At 68.2% G+C, this 19,468-nt stretch carries 14 protein-coding genes; 2 read left to right on the forward strand and 12 right to left on the reverse strand.

Features of this window, described 5'->3' with window-relative positions:
- Positions 1-45 precede the first annotated feature (45 nt).
- Positions 46-642 carry a 16S rRNA (guanine(966)-N(2))-methyltransferase RsmD gene (gene rsmD / locus ACTHNC_RS10115; protein ID WP_440294474.1) on the forward strand — a complete coding sequence of 199 codons (597 nt, stop codon included), beginning with the start codon at positions 46-48 and terminating at the stop codon, positions 640-642.
- Here the strand turns inward: rsmD and ACTHNC_RS10120 are convergent.
- Positions 612-1,613, reverse strand: a complete 1,002-nt coding sequence (locus ACTHNC_RS10120; RefSeq protein ID WP_440294707.1) for a thiamine-phosphate kinase — start codon at positions 1,611-1,613, stop codon at positions 612-614. The two genes, rsmD and ACTHNC_RS10120, sit on opposite strands and share 31 nt — an antisense overlap.
- A 164-nt stretch (positions 1,614-1,777) precedes the next feature.
- Here ACTHNC_RS10120 and ACTHNC_RS10125 point away from each other — a divergent pair, with 164 nt between their 5' ends.
- The gene (locus tag ACTHNC_RS10125; RefSeq protein ID WP_440294475.1) at positions 1,778-2,323 is read left to right on the forward strand and encodes a DUF3515 family protein; all 546 of its coding nucleotides are present in this window, start codon (positions 1,778-1,780) and stop codon (positions 2,321-2,323) included.
- Here the strand turns inward: ACTHNC_RS10125 and ACTHNC_RS10130 are convergent.
- From ACTHNC_RS10130 to ACTHNC_RS10180, 11 genes are all read right to left on the reverse strand, one after another.
- Complete coding sequence (locus ACTHNC_RS10130) at positions 2,320-3,405, reverse strand: D-alanine--D-alanine ligase family protein (RefSeq protein WP_440294476.1); 1,086 nt, start codon at positions 3,403-3,405, stop codon at positions 2,320-2,322. The two genes, ACTHNC_RS10125 and ACTHNC_RS10130, sit on opposite strands and share 4 nt — an antisense overlap.
- Positions 3,308-4,432, reverse strand: coding sequence for an NAD(P)H-dependent glycerol-3-phosphate dehydrogenase (locus ACTHNC_RS10135; RefSeq protein ID WP_440294477.1), 1,125 nt, complete (start codon positions 4,430-4,432; stop codon positions 3,308-3,310). The genes ACTHNC_RS10130 and ACTHNC_RS10135 overlap by 98 nt, the downstream gene beginning before the upstream one ends.
- Entirely contained in the window at positions 4,422-5,228 is an 807-nt protein-coding gene (locus tag ACTHNC_RS10140; protein ID WP_440294478.1) for a lysophospholipid acyltransferase family protein, read from the reverse strand. Before ACTHNC_RS10140 ends, ACTHNC_RS10135 begins: the two co-directional genes overlap by 11 nt.
- Before the next feature lie 63 nt (positions 5,229-5,291).
- Positions 5,292-6,662: a UDP-N-acetylglucosamine 1-carboxyvinyltransferase gene (murA, locus tag ACTHNC_RS10145; protein ID WP_440294479.1), complete on the reverse strand. Its 1,371-nt coding sequence runs from the start codon at positions 6,660-6,662 to the stop codon at positions 5,292-5,294.
- Positions 6,662-7,261 (reverse strand): 3-isopropylmalate dehydratase small subunit, encoded by a 600-nt coding sequence (gene leuD, locus ACTHNC_RS10150; RefSeq protein ID WP_440294480.1) that lies wholly within the window; start codon positions 7,259-7,261, stop codon positions 6,662-6,664. The genes murA and leuD overlap by 1 nt, the downstream gene beginning before the upstream one ends.
- Before the next feature lies 1 nt (position 7,262).
- Positions 7,263-8,789, reverse strand: coding sequence for a 3-isopropylmalate dehydratase large subunit (gene leuC, locus ACTHNC_RS10155; protein WP_440294481.1), 1,527 nt, complete (start codon positions 8,787-8,789; stop codon positions 7,263-7,265).
- Positions 8,790-8,955: 166 nt separating this feature from the next.
- Positions 8,956-9,441, reverse strand: coding sequence for an FHA domain-containing protein (locus ACTHNC_RS10160; RefSeq protein WP_440294482.1), 486 nt, complete (start codon positions 9,439-9,441; stop codon positions 8,956-8,958).
- 15 nt (positions 9,442-9,456) lie between these two features.
- Positions 9,457-11,892 (reverse strand): transglutaminaseTgpA domain-containing protein, encoded by a 2,436-nt coding sequence (locus ACTHNC_RS10165; RefSeq protein ID WP_440294483.1) that lies wholly within the window; start codon positions 11,890-11,892, stop codon positions 9,457-9,459.
- The gene (locus tag ACTHNC_RS10170; protein WP_440294484.1) at positions 11,889-13,178 is read right to left on the reverse strand and encodes a DUF58 domain-containing protein; all 1,290 of its coding nucleotides are present in this window, start codon (positions 13,176-13,178) and stop codon (positions 11,889-11,891) included. Before ACTHNC_RS10170 ends, ACTHNC_RS10165 begins: the two co-directional genes overlap by 4 nt.
- An 8-nt stretch (positions 13,179-13,186) precedes the next feature.
- Positions 13,187-14,155: an AAA family ATPase gene (locus ACTHNC_RS10175; protein WP_440294485.1), complete on the reverse strand. Its 969-nt coding sequence runs from the start codon at positions 14,153-14,155 to the stop codon at positions 13,187-13,189.
- Positions 14,156-14,196: 41 nt separating this feature from the next.
- Positions 14,197-19,461: an Ig-like domain-containing protein gene (locus ACTHNC_RS10180; protein WP_440294486.1), complete on the reverse strand. Its 5,265-nt coding sequence runs from the start codon at positions 19,459-19,461 to the stop codon at positions 14,197-14,199.
- Between the last annotated feature and the right edge of the window lie 7 nt (positions 19,462-19,468).

Genomic DNA, 19,468 nt, shown 5'->3' on the forward strand with positions numbered 1-19,468 from the left:
TGTGGCGGATATCTGACCACAAACGCGGCCGATACCCTCGAACACATGACGCGCATCGTGTCCGGATTCGCCGGGTCGCTGAGCCTTGCCGTGCCCCGGTCCGGCACTCGGCCCACGAGCGACCGGGTGCGCGAGGCGATCTTCTCCTCTCTCGACGCGATGGATGCCGTGCACGGCATGAACGTTCTCGACCTGTATGCCGGCTCGGGTGCGCTCGCGCTGGAGGCGGTGAGCCGCGGCGCGGCATCCGCGGTGCTCGTCGAGCAGAACGGGCAGGCAGCCGGCGTCTGCCGGGCGAACGCCGCTGCGGTTCTGAAGGCGAGCGAGCGAGCGCGCACCGGCATCCGTCCGCGCGTTGACGTTCGTCAGACCTCCGTGCGCTTGTACCTCGCGCAACCGGCAGGTCTATCGTTCGACCTCGTGTTCCTCGATCCGCCGTACGACGTCTCCGACGAGGAGCTGAGCGGCGTGCTGTCCGCGCTGGTTCCTCGACTGCGCGAGGACGCGCTCGTCGTCGTGGAGCGCAGCGCGCGCTCTCCCGAACCGCACTGGCCGGATGCGCTCGAGCTTGTTCGCACGAAGTCGTACGGCGAGACCGCGGTGTGGTTCGCTCAGCCGGCGGCGCCGTCCCAACCGGAGTAGGGGTCCCAGCCGAGGGCGCCGTCGTATGGATGCCCGTCCACGCTCACGAGCGCGCCCCGCTCCCCGGACGCATTCGACAGCACGACACCGATCGCACGGAACGGCGCCGGCAGCGCGGCATCCGAGGGGAAGCAGGCCAGGAGCGCGTGGTCCTCTCCCCCGGCAAGCGCCAGCGCGGAGTCGTCGCCCAGCGCGTCCGAGCGCAGGTCGATCCGTACGGCCGACGCCTCTGCAATGCGGCTCGCGTCGAGCGCGAGTCCGTCGCTCACATCGAGCATCGCGGTCGCGCCCGCCTCGGCAGCGGCGACTCCCGCGGCGATCGGCGGCTGCGGGCGACGCTGCACGGCCACCTCGGGAACGCGAGCCGCCACGTCGGTGGCGAGGCGGGCATCCGGTGTCCCGTCGGTGTCGACCGCATCGGCGAACAGCGCTCGCAGACCACGCGCAGCACGACCCAGCGTTCCGGCCACCGCGACCACGTCTCCGGGACGGGCGCCGGAGCGGAGCACGGGGCGACGCCCCTCGAGGTCGCCGAACGCGGTCACGGCGATGGTGAACGCCTCTGACACGGAGAGATCGCCGCCCACCACCCCGCAGCCCGGTGCGAGAGCTTCGCACGCATCCCGGAAGCCGTCGGCCACGGATTCGAGCACGCCGACCGGCGTGTCCGTCGGCGCGGCGATCGCCACCACGAGCCCAGTGGGTCGCGCACCCATAGCAGCGACATCCGCGAGGTTGGTGGCGGCCGCCTTCCAGCCGATGTCGGTCGGCGACGACCATGCCCAACGGAAGTCCGGGCCGGCGATCATCATGTCGGTCGTCACGACGTACCGGCCATCGGGCGCCGCGAGCACCGCTGCGTCATCGCCGGGCCCGACGATCGTCGCCGACGACTCCGGGAGTCGCGGGAAGATGCGGCGCAAGGTGGCGATCTCGCCCACGGATGCGACGGTGTCGGCATCCCTCGACATCACGTCGCCGGACTGAGAGTGGTCGCTGTCAGCACGCGTCCCGCGCTCAGAATCCGCCATGCATGCCACGTTATCGCGAGCCTTGTCGCTCACAGGCTCAATCGGTTCGGACCTGCGCGCAAGCGCCCAGGTCTCTCACCTCAATCGCCTATATCGTGGGGGCGATGCCCCCTCGTTTCCGGCGCCCTCTCGCCGCTGTGCTCGCCGTCGCCGCCTCGGTTCTTCTGCTGACCGCATGTGCTCCGACCGTCGCCATGCAGCCCGCAGCGGATGCCAACAGCCCGCGCTGCGCCGACGTCATCGTGCACCTGCCCGACTCGATCGCGGGCAAGGCTCAGCGCGAGACGAACGCGCAGGCGACGAGCGCATGGGGTGATCCGGCCGTCGTGCTGCTGCGCTGCGGTGTCAGCCCGATCGGCCCGACGACGAAACCGTGCATCACGGTCAACGGCATCGACTGGGTACTGGAGAATGACCCGGCAGCGTCGGCTCTTCGCTACATCACGTTCGGCCGCACGCCGGCGACCGAGGTCGTGATCCAGCACGGAAAGGGCGGAGTGGCGGATGCCTCGGTGCTTCCCGCCCTCGCCGACGCGATCGGCGAGATCCCGCAGCAGAAGAACGAGAAGTGCCTCGGCACGTCCGACGTGACCTCGCCGACCGGCACTCCGACGCCGACGCCGACAAGCACTACGACCCAGTCAGGCTAGCGTTCGAGGGCCAGCTCGATCAGCTCGTCGATCAGCGCCGGGTAGCTGAACCCGGACGCCTGCCACACCTTCGGGAACATCGAGATCGGCGTGAACCCCGGCATCGTGTTCACCTCGTTGATCACCCACCCGTCTTCGGTGAGGAAGAAGTCCACGCGCGCGAGTCCTGCGCAGTCGATCGCCTGGAACGCGCGCACCGCGAGGCTCTGCATCTCGGCGAGCTGGTCATCCGTGAGGTCCGCGGGGCAGACGAGGTCGATGCCGGGCGCATCCAGATACTTCGCCTCGAAGTCGTAGAACCCGCGACCCGACACCACGATCTCGCCGGCGACGGATGCCCGTGGCTGCTCCCCCGCGCGCCCGCCGAGTACCCCGATCTCCACCTCGCGTCCGCGCACGGCCGACTCGATCAGCGCCTTGTCGTCTTCGGCGAACGCGACGTCGAGCGCATCCGAGAGGCCCTCCGCCGACGTGATCTTCGTCACACCGACGCTGGACCCGGCGCGAGCCGGCTTCACGAACAGGGGCGAGCCGAGCTCGCGCACCCGGTCGGCGACGACATCCTGCCCGCGCTCCCATTCGTCGCGCGGCACGGTCACCCACGGAGCGACGGCGATGCCCGCCGCCTGCAGCACGACCTTCGTGAAGTGCTTGTCCATGCCGAGAGCGCTCCCCAGCACGCCCGACCCGGCATACGGGATGCCGGTGAGCTCCAGGAGGCCCTGGATCGTGCCATCCTCGCCCCACAGCCCGTGCAGGATCGGCAGCACCACATCCACCTCGCCGAGCGACGTGACGACGCCGTCACGCTCGACGGTCAGCTCACGTGAACGGGTCGACTCCGGCCAGCGCACTCGGCTGCCGTCATCGCGCACCTCGGGGAGGGCGTCGGGGTCGAGGGCGAACGCTGCGGGGTCGTCGCGCTCGAGCACGAAGGCTCCGTCGCGGGTGATTCCGACCGGAATGACGTCGTACCGGTCGCGGTCAAGCGCCCCGAGTACCCCGCCCGCCGTGGCGCAGCTGATCGAATGCTCGCTCGAACGCCCGCCGAAAAGTAGCACGAGGACGCGCTTGTGAGTCATCCGAAGTCCTTTCACCCCGCGGGGTGTCGTCGGTGGTCAGGTGGGGGGCCAGATCCGCCGGTGCAAGCGTACCGGCAAGCACCTGTCCGACCTGTTCGACGATCGGCATCTGCACGCCCTTCGCCTTCGCCAGGGCGAGGATCGGTGCGACGGATGCCAGTCCCTCCGCGGTCTGATTCATCTGCTTCACGACCTCCGCGAACGCATACCCCTGCCCGAGAAGACGTCCCGCGGTGTTGTTGCGGGAGAGCGGCGACTGGCACGTGGCGATGAGGTCGCCGAGGCCGGCGAGCCCGGCGAGCGTCTCACGCTCGGCGCCGTGCGCGACCGCGAAGTCGGTCATCTCGACAAGGCCGCGCGTGATGATGGACGCCTTCGTGTTCTCCCCGTAGCCGACGCCGTCCACGATGCCGATGGCCACCGCGATCAGGTTCTTCAGCACGCCGCCGAACTCGGTGCCGATCACGTCGGTGTTCACGAACGAGCGGAAGTACGGGTTGCGCGCGGCGAGAGCCACCTCGTGCGCCGTCTCCATGCTGACGGATGAGACGACCGCGGCCGTGGGCTGCTTCTTCGCGATCTCAAGGGCGAGGTTCGGGCCTGACGCCACGGCGATCCGCTCGGGATCGATCGCCAGCACCTCGGCGATCACCTCGCTCATCCGCAGTCCCGTGCTCTTCTCGACGCCCTTCATCAGGCTGATGACCGGGATGTCCGCCGGCAGCATCGGTCCGAGCGTCACCAGGTTCTCCCGGAGAGTCTGGCTGGGCACGGAGACGAACAGCTGATCGGCCCGGGTCAGGGCCTCCTCAAGATCGGAGGTGGCAGTGAGATTGCGCGGCAGGTTGATGCCCGGGAGGTATTGGCTGTTACGCCGGGCCTCGCGGATCTCCCGCGCCGCCTCCGGGCGCCTCGCCCACAGGGTCACGTGCGAGCCGCCGTCGGCCAGCACCTTCGCGAACGTCGTTCCCCAGCTGCCGGCACCGAGCACCGTGACGCGCCTCGCCGGCGCCGGCTTAGCCCTCAAAGCGCCCCGTCTCACTCTGCGCGTGCTCTGCCGGGTCCCAGCGCTTGGCCGGTGCCTTCTCGCCGCGCAGCTTCTCCAGCTCGCGCGTGATCGCCTGCATGATCGCATCCGTCGCACCCGCCAGCACGGTCGCCGTGCGCGGCCCGTCGCGATACGCCGAGAGGTCGACGGGCTTGCCGATCGAGAACGTGATCGTCTTGCGGGGAAAGACGCTGATCTTCTTCGAGTAGCGCGCCATGACCTGCTGCGTGCCCCAATGCGCAACGGGGATGACGGGGATGCCGTAGTCGAGCGCGAGCCTGGCTGCTCCGGTCTTGCCGCGCATCGGCCACAGGTCCGGATCTCGCGTCAGGGTGCCCTCTGGATAGACGATCACGACGCTGCCGTCGTCGACGATGTGCTGCGCCTGCGCGATCGGGGCGCCGCGGCCGCCATGACTGCGGCTGACCGGCACCTGCCCCGAGCGCTTCAAGAACCAGCCGACGACGGGAACCGAGAACAGGCTCTCCTTGGCGAGGAACCGCGGCGCGCGACCCCTTCGCCAAATCATCGCGCCGACGACGAGCGGGTCGATCTCGCTGTAGTGGTTGGGCGCGATGATGTATGCGCCGGTCAGCGGCAGGTTCTCGCGGCCGTGCACCTTGAAGCGAGCGATCGATCCGACGATCGGGACGACCACACCGGCCATGGCCCAGAACACGCTGGGCCGCATCGTCTCCTTCAGGCCCCTACGTGGCCTATGCGGTTCCACGTCGTCGTGGGGTGCGGCATCCGGTTCTTCGGGTGTTTTCGGCACCCGCCCATTATCCGCTATCCCGGATTCCCGACTGAGCCACCCGTCCACCGGGGCGTCGGCGGTTCAGGGCTCGAAGACGAAGTCGGCGCCGAGCTGCTCGAGCTTGCCGATGAAGTTCTCGTAGCCGCGGCTGATGATGCCGACGTTGCTGACGGTCGACGTGCCGTTCGCGGTCAATGCGGCGATCAGGTGGCTGAACCCTCCGCGAAGGTCGGGCACCTCGATGTCGGCGCCGTGCAGCTCGGTCGGTCCCGAGATCACCGCCGAGTGGTCGAAGTTACGCTGACCGAACCGGCACGGATGCCCGCCGAGGCACTCCTTGTGGATCTCGATCGTCGCACCCATCTCGACCAGGGCATCCACGAAGCCGAACCGCTGCTCGTACACCGTCTCATGCACGATCGAGACGCCCTTCGCCTTGGTGAGGGCGACGACGAGCGGCTGCTGCCAGTCCGTCATGAAGCCGGGGTGAACATCCGTCTCGATAATGACCGGCTTGAGCTCTCCGCCCGGGTGATAGAAGCGGATGCCGTCGTCGTCGATGTCGAACGCGCCGCCGACCTTGCGGAACACGTTGAGGAACGTGAGCATCTCGGCCTGACGCGCTCCGCCGACGAAGATGTCGCCCTCCGTCGCCAGAGCCGCGGCCGCCCAGCTGGCGGCCTCGTTGCGGTCGAAGAGCGCGGTGTGGCTGTAGCCGGTGAGCCGGTCGACACCCTCGATGCGGATCACCCGGTCCGTGTCGACCGTGATGATGGAGCCCATCTTCTGCAGGATGTTGATGAGATCCATGATCTCGGGCTCGATCGCCGCCCCACGCAGTTCGGTGATGCCGTCCGCCTTGGTGGCGGTGAGCAGCACCTGCTCTGTGGCTCCGACACTCGGGTACGGCAGCTCCACCTTGGCGCCATGCAGACCGTTCGGCGCGGTCATGCGGATGCCGCTGGGCAGCTTCTCCACGACCGCACCGAACCGGCGCAGCACCTCGAGGTGGTAGTCGATCGGACGGTCGCCGATGCGGCATCCGCCCAGGTCGGGGATGAACGCCTCACCGAGCGCGTGCAGCAGCGGCCCGCAAAAGAGGATCGGGATGCGGCTGGAGCCGGCGTGCGCGTCGATGTCGGCCATGTGGGCGCTCTCCACCCCGGTCGGGTCGAGCAGCAGCACGCCCTCGTCGGGACCGTCGGTCACCTTGACGCCGTGGATCTCCAGCAGCCCGCGCACGACGCGCACGTCGCTGATGTCGGGCACGTCGCGCAGCTCGCTCGGCCCGTCGGCGAGGATTGCGGCGACCATCGCCTTCGTGACGAGGTTCTTCGCCCCCTTCAACCGGATGCGTCCGCGAAGCGGTCGTCCACCGTTGATGGTGATCTTCTCTGCTGTCAGCCCCACTCGGGCTCCCGCGGCCTGCGCATCCTGAAGAAGTGAGTTCACTAGATTTTCACCGGCAATGTCTTAGGCCGCCATGACTCTCGGCGGGCTTCGAATTCTGTGATCTGCGCCTCATCACGCATGGTGAGGCCGATGTCATCCAGCCCCTCGAGCAACCGCCACCTAGTGTAATCGTCGATATCGAAGTCGACGGTCAGGTCGGCGAGTCGCGCCTCACGTGCAACCAGATCGACGGTCACTTCTATTCCGGGGTTCGCGTCGATGGCCGCCCACAGCTTCTCGAGGTCGTCCTCGGAGATCGTGCCGGTGAGCAGGCCCTGCTTGCCGGAGTTGCCGCGGAAGATGTCGCCGAACCGCGGGCTCAGCACCGCCGTGAAGCCGAAGTCGCGCAGCGCCCAGACCGCGTGTTCGCGGGATGACCCGGTGCCGAAGTCCGGGCCGGCGATGAGGATGCCACCCTTCGTGTACGGCTCCTGGTTGAGCACGAAGTCGGGGTCCTGCCGCCACGCGTAGAACAGCGCGTCGTCGAACCCGGTCTTCGTGACCCGCTTCAGAAACACGGCGGGGATGATCTGGTCGGTGTCCACGTTCGACCGCTTCAGCGGTACGGCGACACCGGTCAGCGTCGAGATCTTGTCCATGTCAGGCACCTGCCTTCGAGTCGACGTTCTCGAGATCCCACGGGCTGGAGAGCGTCCCGCGGATGGCTGTGGCGGCGGCCACCACCGGCGACACCAGGTGCGTGCGACCGCCCTTGCCCTGTCGTCCCTCGAAGTTGCGGTTGCTGGTGGATGCGCACCGCTCACCGGGCGCCAGCTGGTCGGGGTTCATGCCGAGACACATCGAGCATCCGGCGAAGCGCCATTCCGCTCCGAACTCTTCGACGATCTTGTCGATGCCCTCGGCCTCGGCCTCCAGCCGCACGCGTGCGGAGCCGGGGACGACCATGACGCGGACGCCCTCGGCCTTCTTCTTGCCCTTGATGATCGAGGCGAAGGCGCGGAGGTCTTCGATGCGCGAGTTGGTGCAGGAGCCCATGAACACGGCATCCACGTGGATGTCCTTGAGCGGCGTGCCCGCCTTCAGGTCCATGTACTCCAACGCGCGTTCGGCCGCCGCACGGGTGTTCGGGTCGTCGAAGCTGTTCGGCTCGGGCACGACGTCGCTGAGCGAGACGCCCTGACCGGGGTTCGTGCCCCAGGTGACGAACGGCTCGAGGGCGTCGGCGTCGATGAACACCTCGGCGTCGAACACCGCGTCGTCGTCCGTGGCGAGCGTCTTCCAGTACTCGACGGCGGCATCCCAGTCCTCGCCCTGCGGGGCGTGCGGACGCCCCTTCAGGTAGGCGAACGTGGTCTCGTCGGGCGCGACCATGCCCGCGCGGGCGCCGGCCTCGATCGACATGTTGCAGATCGTCATGCGGCCCTCCATGGAGAGCGAGCGGATCGCGCTGCCGCGGTACTCGAGCACGTAGCCCTGTCCACCGCCTGTACCGATCTTGGCGATGACCGCGAGGATGATGTCCTTCGCCGTGACACCGGGACGCAGCGTGCCCTCGACCGTGATCGCCATCGTCTTGAACGGCTTCAGCGGCAGCGTCTGCGTGGCCAGCACGTGCTCGACCTCGCTCGTGCCGATGCCGAACGCCATGGCCCCGAACGCGCCGTGCGTCGACGTGTGCGAGTCGCCGCACACGACGGTGATGCCCGGCATGGTGAGTCCGAGCTGCGGCCCGACGACGTGCACGATGCCCTGCTCGACGTCGCCGAGGGAGTGCAGGCGGATGCCGAACTCGGCGCAGTTCTTGCGCAGCGTCTCGATCTGGGTGCGGCTGGTGAGGTCGGCGATCGGCTTGTCGATGCCGATCGTCGGCGTGTTGTGGTCCTCGGTCGCGATGGTGAGGTCTGGTCGGCGCACCTGCCGGCCGGCCATCCGCAGTCCGTCGAACGCCTGCGGGCTGGTGACCTCGTGCACGAGGTGCAGGTCGATGTAGATGAGGTCGGGCGTGCCGTCCTCGCCCTTGACGACCAGATGGTCCGCCCAGACCTTCTCGGCCAGGGTGCGGGGCCGCGACGCCTCGGGCGAGCCTGCCGCCAGGGGCGACGCTGCGCCGGACGGATGCGCGTCAGCCGCGCCGTCCGTGCGCACGGCATCGGATGCTGTGCTCATGCTGAACGTTTTCTCCTTGCGTGTGGGATCCGGTCATATGACCCGGGAGTGAAGCCACGAAAGAACTCCGCGACGAGAGAGGCCCGAATGATTAGGACTCGTCGCGGCGGCTAAGGAGGAGCGAGACGACCAGCACCCGTTCAGGGTAACACCCAGCACCTGGCATTCAGCCCGTGACGAGCTGCAGGCGGTAGCTGCCGAGCAGCACCGTCGTTCCCGCGTCGAGTGGGGTCGCGACGCCCGCGACGAGCGCGGTCGCCGTGCCCGCGGCATCCAGAACGCTGACGCCGTTCGTGGAGTGCAGATCGGTGATCCGGATGCCTTCGGCCGACTCCTCGAGCACTGCGTGCGTCTTGGAGACACTGCGCGCCGGGTCGTCGACCGGAAGAAGCTCGGCGCTCATCCACGGCTCGAAGCGCACCGGGTTGCGTCCGACGAGGAGCGCGCCCTTCACGCGGACCCGGGCGCCGGTGGGCAGCATCACGAGCCACGCGGGCGAGGCGTCCTGCTGCGCATCCTGCCGAGCGGCCGCCGGCGGATTGAACGCCGGGAGTGACGGCGTGCGCGCAGGCATCCGCTCGGTGCGGGTGTCGGTGTCGTGGCGCGGCGGGATCAGGCCGGGAGGCGGCGTGATGAAACCCGACGAGTCCACCCGCGACACTATACTTCAGGCGGTCGAACCGGACGGGGACGCATCCTGGGCTGCCGCCCGGGACCCCGGCAGTCGCGCCCCAGCGCCACCGGACCGCGAAGACGACGTGCGGCGGCGGAAGAACCGGTAGGACGCTAGCCGTCTGCGCAGCCACCCCGCCGAGGCGTACACCGATGCGAGCGTCTGCTCGACGCCGTGCCACAGTTGCGTGCTGCGCTCCTCGGAGACATCGGATCCGTCGAACACGGCGGCGTCGGCATCCGCTGCCAGTCCGGACAATGCGCCTGCCTCCAGCGGGATGCCCTGCTCGGCCGACTGCATCTCCAACGACGCTGCGGTCTGCCGCCTCGTCGCCACCTTGGGAACGGCGTAGCCCAGTTCGCCGAAGCCGTCGACGAGCTCGTCCCAGGCGCCCGCCGCACGCCGGTCTCCAGGGCCACGGGCTCGTCGCAGCCTCCTGCGCTTCTTCAGGAGCGCGATGACGGCCATCGGCACAAAGATGGCGAGAGCGATGAGCAGCACCGTGCCGATGACGTAATACGCCCACGCCGGAAGCACGAACGCGTGCTTGTCCTGCGGAGGCTTGTTGTCTTTGGTCTTCACCGGGGTGAGCAGATCGTCGGCCTTCGGCGGAGTGTTCGGCGGCTGACGCACCTGCGGCTGCGGCTGCAGCTTGGGCTTGACGGTCTGGTCCTTCGGGGCATCCGTCTTCGTAGGTGTGGGAAAGAACGGCACCCAGCCGACGCCCTGGAACGCCACCTCGTCCCATGCCGTCACGTCGTTGCCGGTGAACGTCACGGTGCCCTTGCCGTCGCTGTGCGACTTGAACCCCATGACGATACGGACCGGGTAGCCGAGGTGGCGCGCCATCAGCGCGAACGCCGACGTGTACTGCTCCTGATCGCCGACCATCGGCGTCTTCTGCAGCAGGTCGTTCATGCGGTCGGCGCCCTCGCCCGCACGCGACGGCACGGGGTCGGAGGCGCGGCCGTGGCTCAGGTACCCGAGCTTCTTCAGCGACCTCTCGATGTTCCGCAGCTTCTGGATGGCGCTGGCCGACCCGCCCGCGTACTGCTCGGCCTTCGTGGCGATCACGTCGGGCACGTTGGTGATGCTCGGCATGCCCACCTTCGCGACCGGCACGTTCTTCAGCGCCTTATCGTTGGGGATCTTCTGCGCCGTCGCCTGCACCGTGTACGTGAGGCCGCGCGTGACGCCGCTGGTCACGGCGGTGGTCCCGGTCGCCGCGTTCACGCGCACCGTGTCACGAGGATCGGCGTCGCCCGGATGCGAATCGAACTGCAGCTCGTCGGTGTACCCGAGCTCAGGCAGCCACACGTTGTCGTAGCCGAGCACGGAGAACTTCGACGTCGTCTTGGCGCCGGGAGTGAACAGCGGGGGCGTCGGGATCGTGCTGCCGAGCAGTTCGAAGCTTCCCGAGCCGTCCGTCTGCTCGCCGGGGCCCGTCACGCTCCAGACGATGCCGTTGTAGCTGTCCATCGTCGCGAGCCTGATGAGGCTGCCGCTCGGCAGGTTCGTCGCGGTGAAGAGTTTGGTCTTCTGCAGCTGGTTCGTGTACTTGCGGAACCCGGCCAACGGTGCCGGATAGTCGAGCGGGTTGAACGGCGGCTGCACGGCATCGCGCACCACAAGACGCGATGACGCCGACGGGGAGGCGAACGTGCCGAGCGCGCCGCCCGCCACGACCGCGACCAGCACCACGACGGCGGAGCCCGCGATCGCCCGCCTGGTCAGGCCCGGATCGGGAGCGATGGAACGCTTCGAGGAGCGGATGCGCCACCCCAGCCAGCCGAGCGCGATGGCGGCGAGCGCGACGCCGCGGATGCCGGCGAGGTAGGCATCCCTCGTTCCGAGCAGGATGGCCGCAAGAAACAGCAGGGTGGGTCCGGAGACGAGCAGAGCGGCACGCAACGTGGCGTGGCGACCGTCGGAGGGCATCCGCATCGCGAGCGAAACACACGCGAGAGACACCACCAGCGTCGCCGCGAAGGGTACGACGGCGAGGTACGGCGGCGCCTCGAGCGGCGCGCGCAGGGTGACGGCATCCGACCAGCCGAACACCGCTCCCGTGGCCAGGTCGCCGAGCGACGTGAGCGTCGGCACGACGCCGAGGATGCCCTCCCCCGGCAAGGCGAACGCGGTTCCGAACACGAAGTAGGCGCCGATGCCGACGAGCACCGTCACGACCATCGGCCACCGCAGGAGCACGCCGGCTGTCGCGACGGCGCTGCCGACCACGAGTCCGCCGATCGCCGCGACGAGGTAGCCGAGCTGCCCGAATGCAGGGCCGAAGCCGAGCAGGGCGATGAACGCGAGCACTGCGAAGACCGCGATGTCGGCCCAGACGGATGCGCGTACCTCGGTCAGTCGACCCGCGCGGGGCGTCCGGGTGGCGACTCGCGTCGGCGTCGAAGGCGCGGCGGCGGTCATCGTCCAGCCCTCTGCAGCAGGCCCGCGAGCTCGGGCAGCTTCGTGATCGTCGCAACGAAGGCGTCGCCCACCTTGCGCAGACCGGCGCCCTCGGCCGCAGCCCGCACGAAGATCACCGGCGTGTCCGACGGGTAGAGCGTGGAGAGGCCGTGCAGCTCGCGGTGCGTGACGTTGCTGCCGACGACGGCGATGACGAGGCTCGGCTCGGCCAGCCTGGCACCGACCGTGCGGGCGAACTCGCGCAGCGTCTCGTACCGGCTGTCGACCTGCTGGATGCGGCAGGTGTCATCCAGCAGCGTCATCGGCGTCCGCTCGCGCAGTCTGGCGTTCTCCCACACCACATCGAGCTCGGACTCCTCGGCGATGACCTCGACTGCGATGGACGCGAGAGCGGAGACGGCGAGCTCGAACTCGTCGTCCGAGGCGTAGAACCGCCGGTCGGCGCTCATCAACAGCAGCAGCTGCGAGCGCCGGGTCTCCTGATACTGCCGCACCATGAGTTGTCCGGTGCGCGCCGAGCTGCGCCAGTGCACGTTGCGGATGTCGTCGCCCGGCTCGTACGACCGCAGCGCGTGAAACGCGAGGTCGCTGTCCGTAATCGCCTTCGTGGTCTGCCCCTCGAGGTCTTTCACCAGGCCGCGGGCGGTGGCGGCGATGCGGGTCAGCTTCGGGTGCACGAACAACTCGACCTGGTTGGTCCAGCGCGTCGTGCGGCGCAGGAGGCCGAGTTGGTCGCCGCGCACGCTGATCGCAGGGCCGGCCACGATCAGGGCACGGCGCTCGGTCGGGATCGCGAACAGGCTCTCGTCGTCCGCGTTCGGCGCGAGGCGGGGCACCACGAACTCGGCGAGCCCCTCCCCGACGGGCAGTTCCATGCGGGTCGGCAGCACGGGACGTGGTCCGGTGTTGACGACCTCCATGCGCCCCATGGCGCGGTCTCCCGCCGTGACGCGGCGTGGGTTGAGCTCGATGGCGACCTTGTAGGTGGCGCGACCGAACAGGTAGGCGCAGGCTGCGAGCATCCCGCCGGCGAGCGCGAAGCCGATGAAGGCGAACTCGGCCCAGCCGAGCACGAAGGCGAGCAGGAACGAGACGACGGCGGCGCAGACGACGATCCAGCCGAGCGGCGTGACGGTCCTGGCAGCCCGTGCCGACACGGCGAGAGGCTTGTCGATGGCGCGCAGCAGCGCACGCCACAGGTCGAGCAAGCCGCCCCGCAGGGCGCGCAGAAGCTCTCGCAGGGCGAAGGATGCCTGCGAGCGCGTTCGCTCGTCCGCTGTCGTCATGCCGTTCGTCACGCTGCCCGGTACACCGGCGGGTTCACGGTCGCGACCGCACGGTCCACGATGTCTTCGGCCTTCACGCCCGCGAACTCCGCCTCCGGGTCCACGATCACGCGGTGCGCGAGAACCGGGACGGCGAGCTCCCGCACGTCGTCGGGCGTGACGTACGTGCGCCCGGCGGCGATGGCCCAGGTCTTCGCGGCCCTCGCCAGTGCGAGTGCGCCGCGGATGCTGACGCCCAGGGCGGCATCCTTGTCGCTGCGCGTCGCGGTGACGAGCTCGCTCAGGTACCCCATCACGGCTCCGTCGGTGTGCACGTCCGCCGCCAGTTGCGCCATGGTCGTCACCGAGTCGGAGGCGATGATCGCCGAGACGGATGCCGCGCGCGCCCGGTTCGAGGACTCCAGCAGCAGCCGCACCGTGGTGTCGTGGTCGGGGTAGCCGAGGGATGTCTTGATCAGGAAGCGGTCGAGCTGCGCCTCGGGCAGCGTGTAGGTTCCGGCCTGCTCGATGGGGTTCTGGGTGGCGATGACCATGAACGGGCTGCCCACGGGATGGCTGACTCCGTCGACCGTGACGATGCCCTCCTCCATCACCTCCAGCAGAGCGGACTGCGTCTTCGGCGATGCGCGGTTGATCTCGTCGGCGAGCACGATGGAGGCGAAGATCGGTCCCTGGTGGAACTCGAACCGGCCGGTGGACTGGTCGTAGATCGTGACGCCGGTGACGTCGGAGGGCAGCAGGTCCGGCGTGAACTGGATGCGCGACTGCGTGCCCTGAATCGTGTTCGCGAGCGCCTTCGCCAGCACCGTCTTACCCGTGCCCGGCACGTCTTCCAGCAGCACGTGCCCGCCGGAGAGCATCGCCGTCACGACGAGCTTGATGGCGTGCTCCTTGCCGAGGATCGCCTTGTCGACGTTCGCGACCAGCTGCCCGAATGCGCCGGCGAACCAGGTCGCCTGTTCCTGTGTCACTGCCATGGTGTTGTCCTCGTCTTCTCGTCGATTCGCTCTGCTGGCGGTCAGAAGTGCACCGTCGGGCTTTGCACGCCCCCGATGACGATGTAGCCCGTCTCGTACGTGCCGCAGTTCGGTTTGTGGTCGGTGTAATAGGAGCTCGTGTCGATGTTGCCATTCCCGTCGGCGGTGACGGTCGGACTCGTGAGCCTGGAGCCGCCGCAGTATGCCTGCACGGTGTACTGCTGGCCAGGGCTGAAGTGCTGGCCCTTGATCAGGAAGTAGTGACAGGTTCCGCCGCCCACTTGGCAGGCCACGGGATGCGCGCTGTCCGGACCCGTCTGAGCCGCGGGCTGCGGGTTCGCGATGGATCCATAGCCGGTTCCCGTGCCGCCGGTGCCGCCGCCTCCGTCGTTGACCGCGTACACGCTGAAGGAGTAGTTGCCCGCGCCGACAGAACGCGTCGTGACGCTGGTTCCCTTCGTTTTGCCCGAACCGCCGCCGCTGAACGACCAGTAATACGTCACGGAGCCACCACCGGTGTTCGAGACGGGGCTCCATTTGACATCGAACGAGTTCGGAGCCGTGCCTTTGGCGAGCATGTTCACGTTCTGCACCGCGCTCGGCTGCCCATAGGGCGTGACCGCGGGCGACCAGGCTGACACGGCGCCCCAACCGTCGGCGTTGTGCGCCTTGACCCGGAACGTGTAGGTGGTGCCATTGGTCAGGCCCGTGATCGTGTTCGACCCGACCTTGGCCGAATAGCTGCCACCGTGGTTGTCAGTGATCTGGTACTGGTCGATGGGTTTGCCGTTGTCGGTGGGCGCCTGAATCGACATGGTCGCCTGGCCGCTGCTCGCCTTGACGTTAGAAGGTGGCGAGGGCTGCGCGGGGACGTCGTGCACGACGACGTTGTACTGTCCGATCGTGGCGGCCGTGCGGGCCGGATCCTTCGTCGCATCCTGCACGTTGAACTGCACGTTGACGGTGCCGATCGCGGCACCGCTACCCACGTCGACGCTGATCGAATTGCCCGTGAACGTGACGGTGATCCCCGACGGCGAGCTCACCGCCTTGGCGTTCGTGATGGTCAGCGGCTGCCCAGGGAACGGGTTCACCCAGTACTGGTCGCTCGTCGCGTTGCTCCACGTGGCCGTGTGGCCGCGCTGCACCTCTTCGGTGTGCGGTGCGTTCTTCTGCTGCGCAAGCGGCCGCGTCGAGCTCACCACGCGCACGTTCACGGACCCGTCGATCGAGACCGTCGGTGAATTCACCTTGAAGTGGATCGTCGAGGTCGTGCCCGGCTGCACGCCGAACGGCGCCGACAGCGACAGCGTCGACCCGCTCGGGCTCGCCACGATCCCGCCGGACGCCCCGGAGAAGTCCGTGTACGTCAGCTTGTTCAGGATGTCCGGGTTCGGATGGAAGCTCGACGCACGCAGGTCGACGGTCGTGGCATTCTCGCCCGCCTGGATGGTCACGTTCGGTGGCGTGAACGTGGGCGGAACATCCGACTGGTCCGGGTTGCCGACCGTGATCGGCAGCACCAGCGAGGTGATGCGGTCGCGCGATGCGCCCGGCTCCCGGCCGTCGCTCACCTCGAACGTGACAGCGGCCGGTCCGCGATAGTCCTTCTGCGCCGCGAACGTGAGCGTCTGGTCGTCCACGTAGCCGGAACCGTTCGAGTGGGTCACCGTGACACCGCCGCGACCGGTGACCTTCGCTGGGCGCCCAGAGGGCACGTCGACGATGTCGGAGAGCTTCCACGTCTTCGTACCGTTCATCGACACGATCTGCTGCGGAACCTTCACCTTCGGCGGCGCGGTGCCATCCGACGCGGGCGGCACCACGATGAACGCCTCCCCGGTCAGCCCGGTTGCCGGATCGGTCAGCGTGTAGGCGACCGCCATGCGCGAGTGCTGCGGCTTGACGACGACCGAGCCGTTGCTGCCGACCGTGGCGTACTTCGCGTTCGGGCCCGCCAGGCCCACCTTGAGTTCGCTCACGAGGTTGGAGGGGTTCACCGCGCCCTCGTACACGTTCACCTTCACCGAGCTCTTGCCCGCGGCCTGGTCTGCCTGCACGACCTGGTCGATCGCGGTCGGGTACACCGGCTTCGCGTTCGCGGTCACGATTACCTGAACGTACGCGCTGTCCTGACCGCCCTGGCCGTTCGTGATCGTGTACTTCGCGACGTACACGCCCTCCTTCTCAGGCGCCTGCACCAGCACGATCTGCCCGTGAACGGATGCCTTGAGCGCGGCATCCACGTCGGTGAGCGTCTTCTGCACCGAGATCGTGTAGCCATTGGGGTCGGAGTCGTTGGCGAGAACCGGCACCGATGCCGTCCTGCCCGGCTTGACCTCGACCGTGTCGTTCACCGCGACGGGAGGTTGCAGGCTAGTGGGCCGAGGAACAACACCGACGCGCACCGTTCCGGTGGCGTTCTTGCCGTACGTGTCCGTCACCTTGTACGTGAACGTGTCCGTTCCGCCGGAGCCGGGATACGCCTCGTACGTGAACGTGTTCGACGTCGAGCTCGCGATGCGCCCGAGGCTCGGCTGGCTCACGATGCCGTCCAACGTCACCGAGTCGCCGTCCGGGTCGATGCCGTTCAGCGGGACCGTCACCGGGATGCTCGAGCCGGCGAACGCGCGCACAGTGAGCGTGGGCGGGACCGGTGCCTGGTCCTTGCCGTCCTTTCCGGTCACGACGAACGTCACTGTCGCGACGGCCGTCTGCTGCCACTTGTCACTGATCGAGTAGGAGACCGAGTATTGCCCTGGCGTCGTCGGCGCCTGATAGCGCACCGTCTTGCCGCTCACGAATGCGGTGGCGCCGGCGCCCTGGTTCGTGGTGTCCTTCAGCTTCGGGTCCAGGTTGAACGGCTCGTTGTCGGGCGAGTAGTCGTTGTCGAGCACGTTCACCGTTGCGACATCGCCGACGCGAACGGTGATGGTGTCATCGACGGCGACTGGCGGCTGATGCACGACCAGCGGCGGAATCGGCACCACCGTGATCGTGGACGTGGCTTCCTTCACGCCGTCGGAGACGACGTAGTTCAGCTGCACCTGCTGCGGCAGCACCGCAGGCGAGGTGATCTTGACGACCTGGTTGTCGAGCAGCTCGACGTTGAGGTCGGCCGCGGCATCCGTCTTCTGCACGGTGCGCACCGCCAGAACTCTGCCGGACGGCGACGAGTCGTTGGCGAGCGGATCCACCGTCGTGGTCTCCCCCGGCCGCACGTACGCGTCGTCGGCGACAGCGATCGGTCCGGCGTCGCCGCCGCCGTCCGCGACATCCACTCTGATGAGTCCGGTCGTGGTCTTCGCGCCGGCGCCGAGCGTGTACTTCAGGTAGAACTCGCCTGCGGTGCTCGCCGTGACCGTGACGGCCCCCTTCTGAGGATCGGTCGCCACCGTCGGCTGGGACGGCCCGCTGTCGTCGTTCGCGCCGACGAGCGTCAGCTCGTCTCCCGACGGTGACAGGTCGTTCTGCAGCGGGTCCACCTTGATCGCCTGACCCGCCACCCCCGACGCGAAGTCGGGTGTTGCAACCGGGTCGAGCGAGCCCTGCGGCTTCACCGTGACCATCAGCGATCCTGATGCGCTCGCGTGCCCGTCGGTGACGGTGTAGCGCACCTCCTTCACACCGGTCTGGCCGTTCTTGCTGAGGAAGGTGATCTTGCCATCCGGCTGGAACTGCACCTGGTCATCCGTCGTCGACTGTGCCGACGACAGCGACATGCCGTCGCCGTCCGGGTCGATCCAGTCGTTCAGCACGTCGTAGGTGACGGACTGCCCCACCTCGACCTGAGCGTCGCTCTCCCGCTTCGACGCCGGCGCTGCGTTCACGTTCGGCGGATGCACTGTCGCGTTCACCTGCGCCGTCGCGGTCCCGCCCCTGCCGTCATCGATCGTGTACCGGAATGACACGCTTCCGGTGACGCCGTCCGGAACTGTCAACTGCACCGCACGGCCGCCCTGGATGATGTCCACGTGCCCCTCGGCCGACGGCACCGGCGTCACCTGGGTGACGGTGAGCACGTCGCCGTCCTGGTCTGTGTCGTTGTCGAGCACGGGCAGCACGGTGGACCGGCCGGCGCGGACGCCGAAGTTGTCGTCTACGGCCACGGGCGGATGGTTCACCGCGGTGCGATGCGCCAGCGTGTCCTGGAACGACTGCAGAACCGGCTTCTCCTGCCCGGTGTTCCCGTTCACCTGCGAGTCGTTCGGTTTGAGAGTCGCCCAGTTCTGCACCAGCACCATGTGACTGGACACGACCCAGGCGTCACCGTTGCGCAGGTTGTTCAAGGCGATCACATTGTGGTTCACCCGAAAACGCAGGTCGTCTCCGCTGACCTGCTGGGCGATGTCGACACCGACGGATGCCTTGCCGTCGCACGCGTACAGATAGCGCGCCGCGCCCGCCCACGCTCCGTACGAGCATCCGTTCAGCCAGACCGGGGCGGTGACCTGGTCTGCCTTCGTGACGGCGTGCTGGATGCCGGCGCCGACGATCGCGACGTGGCCGCCGTCGAGCGGCACCTGCATGAGCGCGCTGCCGGAGGCGACGAGCGCGTACGAGTTCGTCTCGCCGGGCTGCTGCAGTTGCATGCCCTTCGAAGGGAGGTCGATGGTCTTGTCGGTTCCGACGAGTAGGCGGTTCGCCTTCGTGTCGAGCACGACCGCCTGGTCGCCGACCGCGGACAGCTGGAACGATCCGGAGACCGCGAGGTTCGAGGACTGCCCCTGCACTCCCGGATGGTCGAACCGCGCCAGCGTGTGCCTGCTCGGCGAGACGCTGTAAGCGATGCCGCCCTTCGTCACCACCGTCTGGGTCCCCGAGCCGAGCCTCGCGGCGGGCTTCGTCTTCGACGGGTCGAAGGCCAGCCTGGACGAGGCATCCAGAACCCACACCTTGCCATCCGGCGAGGTGATCGCCACGGTGCTCGCGCCGTACGACACCTGCGATCCGGCGGGGATGCTCACCCGGTCGACCAAGGACACGAATGCCGGATCGATGCGCTCCAGCGTGCCGTTCTTGGTATCGGTGAGGAAGTATGCGGTGCCGTCCTGCAACACGTCCAGGCTGCTGGATGCGCCGGTCACCGCGGCATCCAGCTGGTCGATCTGGTGGTTGAGACGACCACCCATCAGCTTGTCGCCGTTCGTGACCCATACGTCACGGGAGTTGAGATTGACGTCGTCGGTGGGAAAGCCCTTGTGCAGAACGGCGAACGTGACGGGAACGGATGCGACGAGCGCGATCGCGACAGTCGATGCGATGGCCTTATGGGAGCGAATCCACGCGGCGAAAGGCCCGAGCACTGTGCTG

This window comes from Humibacter sp. (assembly GCF_051954055.1).
GTDB lineage: Bacteria > Actinomycetota > Actinomycetes > Actinomycetales > Microbacteriaceae > Humibacter.

What these genes read in the sequence shown, in the direction of transcription:
- rsmD (WP_440294474.1), top strand. Translation starts at nt 46, where the DNA reads ATGACGCGCATCGTGTCCGGATTCGCCGGGTCGCTGAGCCTTGCCGTG.
- ACTHNC_RS10120 (WP_440294707.1), bottom strand. Translation starts at nt 1,613, where the DNA reads ATGTCGAGGGATGCCGACACCGTCGCATCCGTGGGCGAGATCGCCACC.
- ACTHNC_RS10125 (WP_440294475.1), top strand. Translation starts at nt 1,778, where the DNA reads ATGCCCCCTCGTTTCCGGCGCCCTCTCGCCGCTGTGCTCGCCGTCGCC.
- ACTHNC_RS10130 (WP_440294476.1), bottom strand. Translation starts at nt 3,405, where the DNA reads ATGACTCACAAGCGCGTCCTCGTGCTACTTTTCGGCGGGCGTTCGAGC.
- leuD (WP_440294480.1), bottom strand. Translation starts at nt 7,261, where the DNA reads ATGGACAAGATCTCGACGCTGACCGGTGTCGCCGTACCGCTGAAGCGG.
- leuC (WP_440294481.1), bottom strand. Translation starts at nt 8,789, where the DNA reads ATGAGCACAGCATCCGATGCCGTGCGCACGGACGGCGCGGCTGACGCG.
- ACTHNC_RS10165 (WP_440294483.1), bottom strand. Translation starts at nt 11,892, where the DNA reads ATGACCGCCGCCGCGCCTTCGACGCCGACGCGAGTCGCCACCCGGACG.
- ACTHNC_RS10170 (WP_440294484.1), bottom strand. Translation starts at nt 13,178, where the DNA reads ATGACGACAGCGGACGAGCGAACGCGCTCGCAGGCATCCTTCGCCCTG.
- ACTHNC_RS10175 (WP_440294485.1), bottom strand. Translation starts at nt 14,155, where the DNA reads ATGGCAGTGACACAGGAACAGGCGACCTGGTTCGCCGGCGCATTCGGG.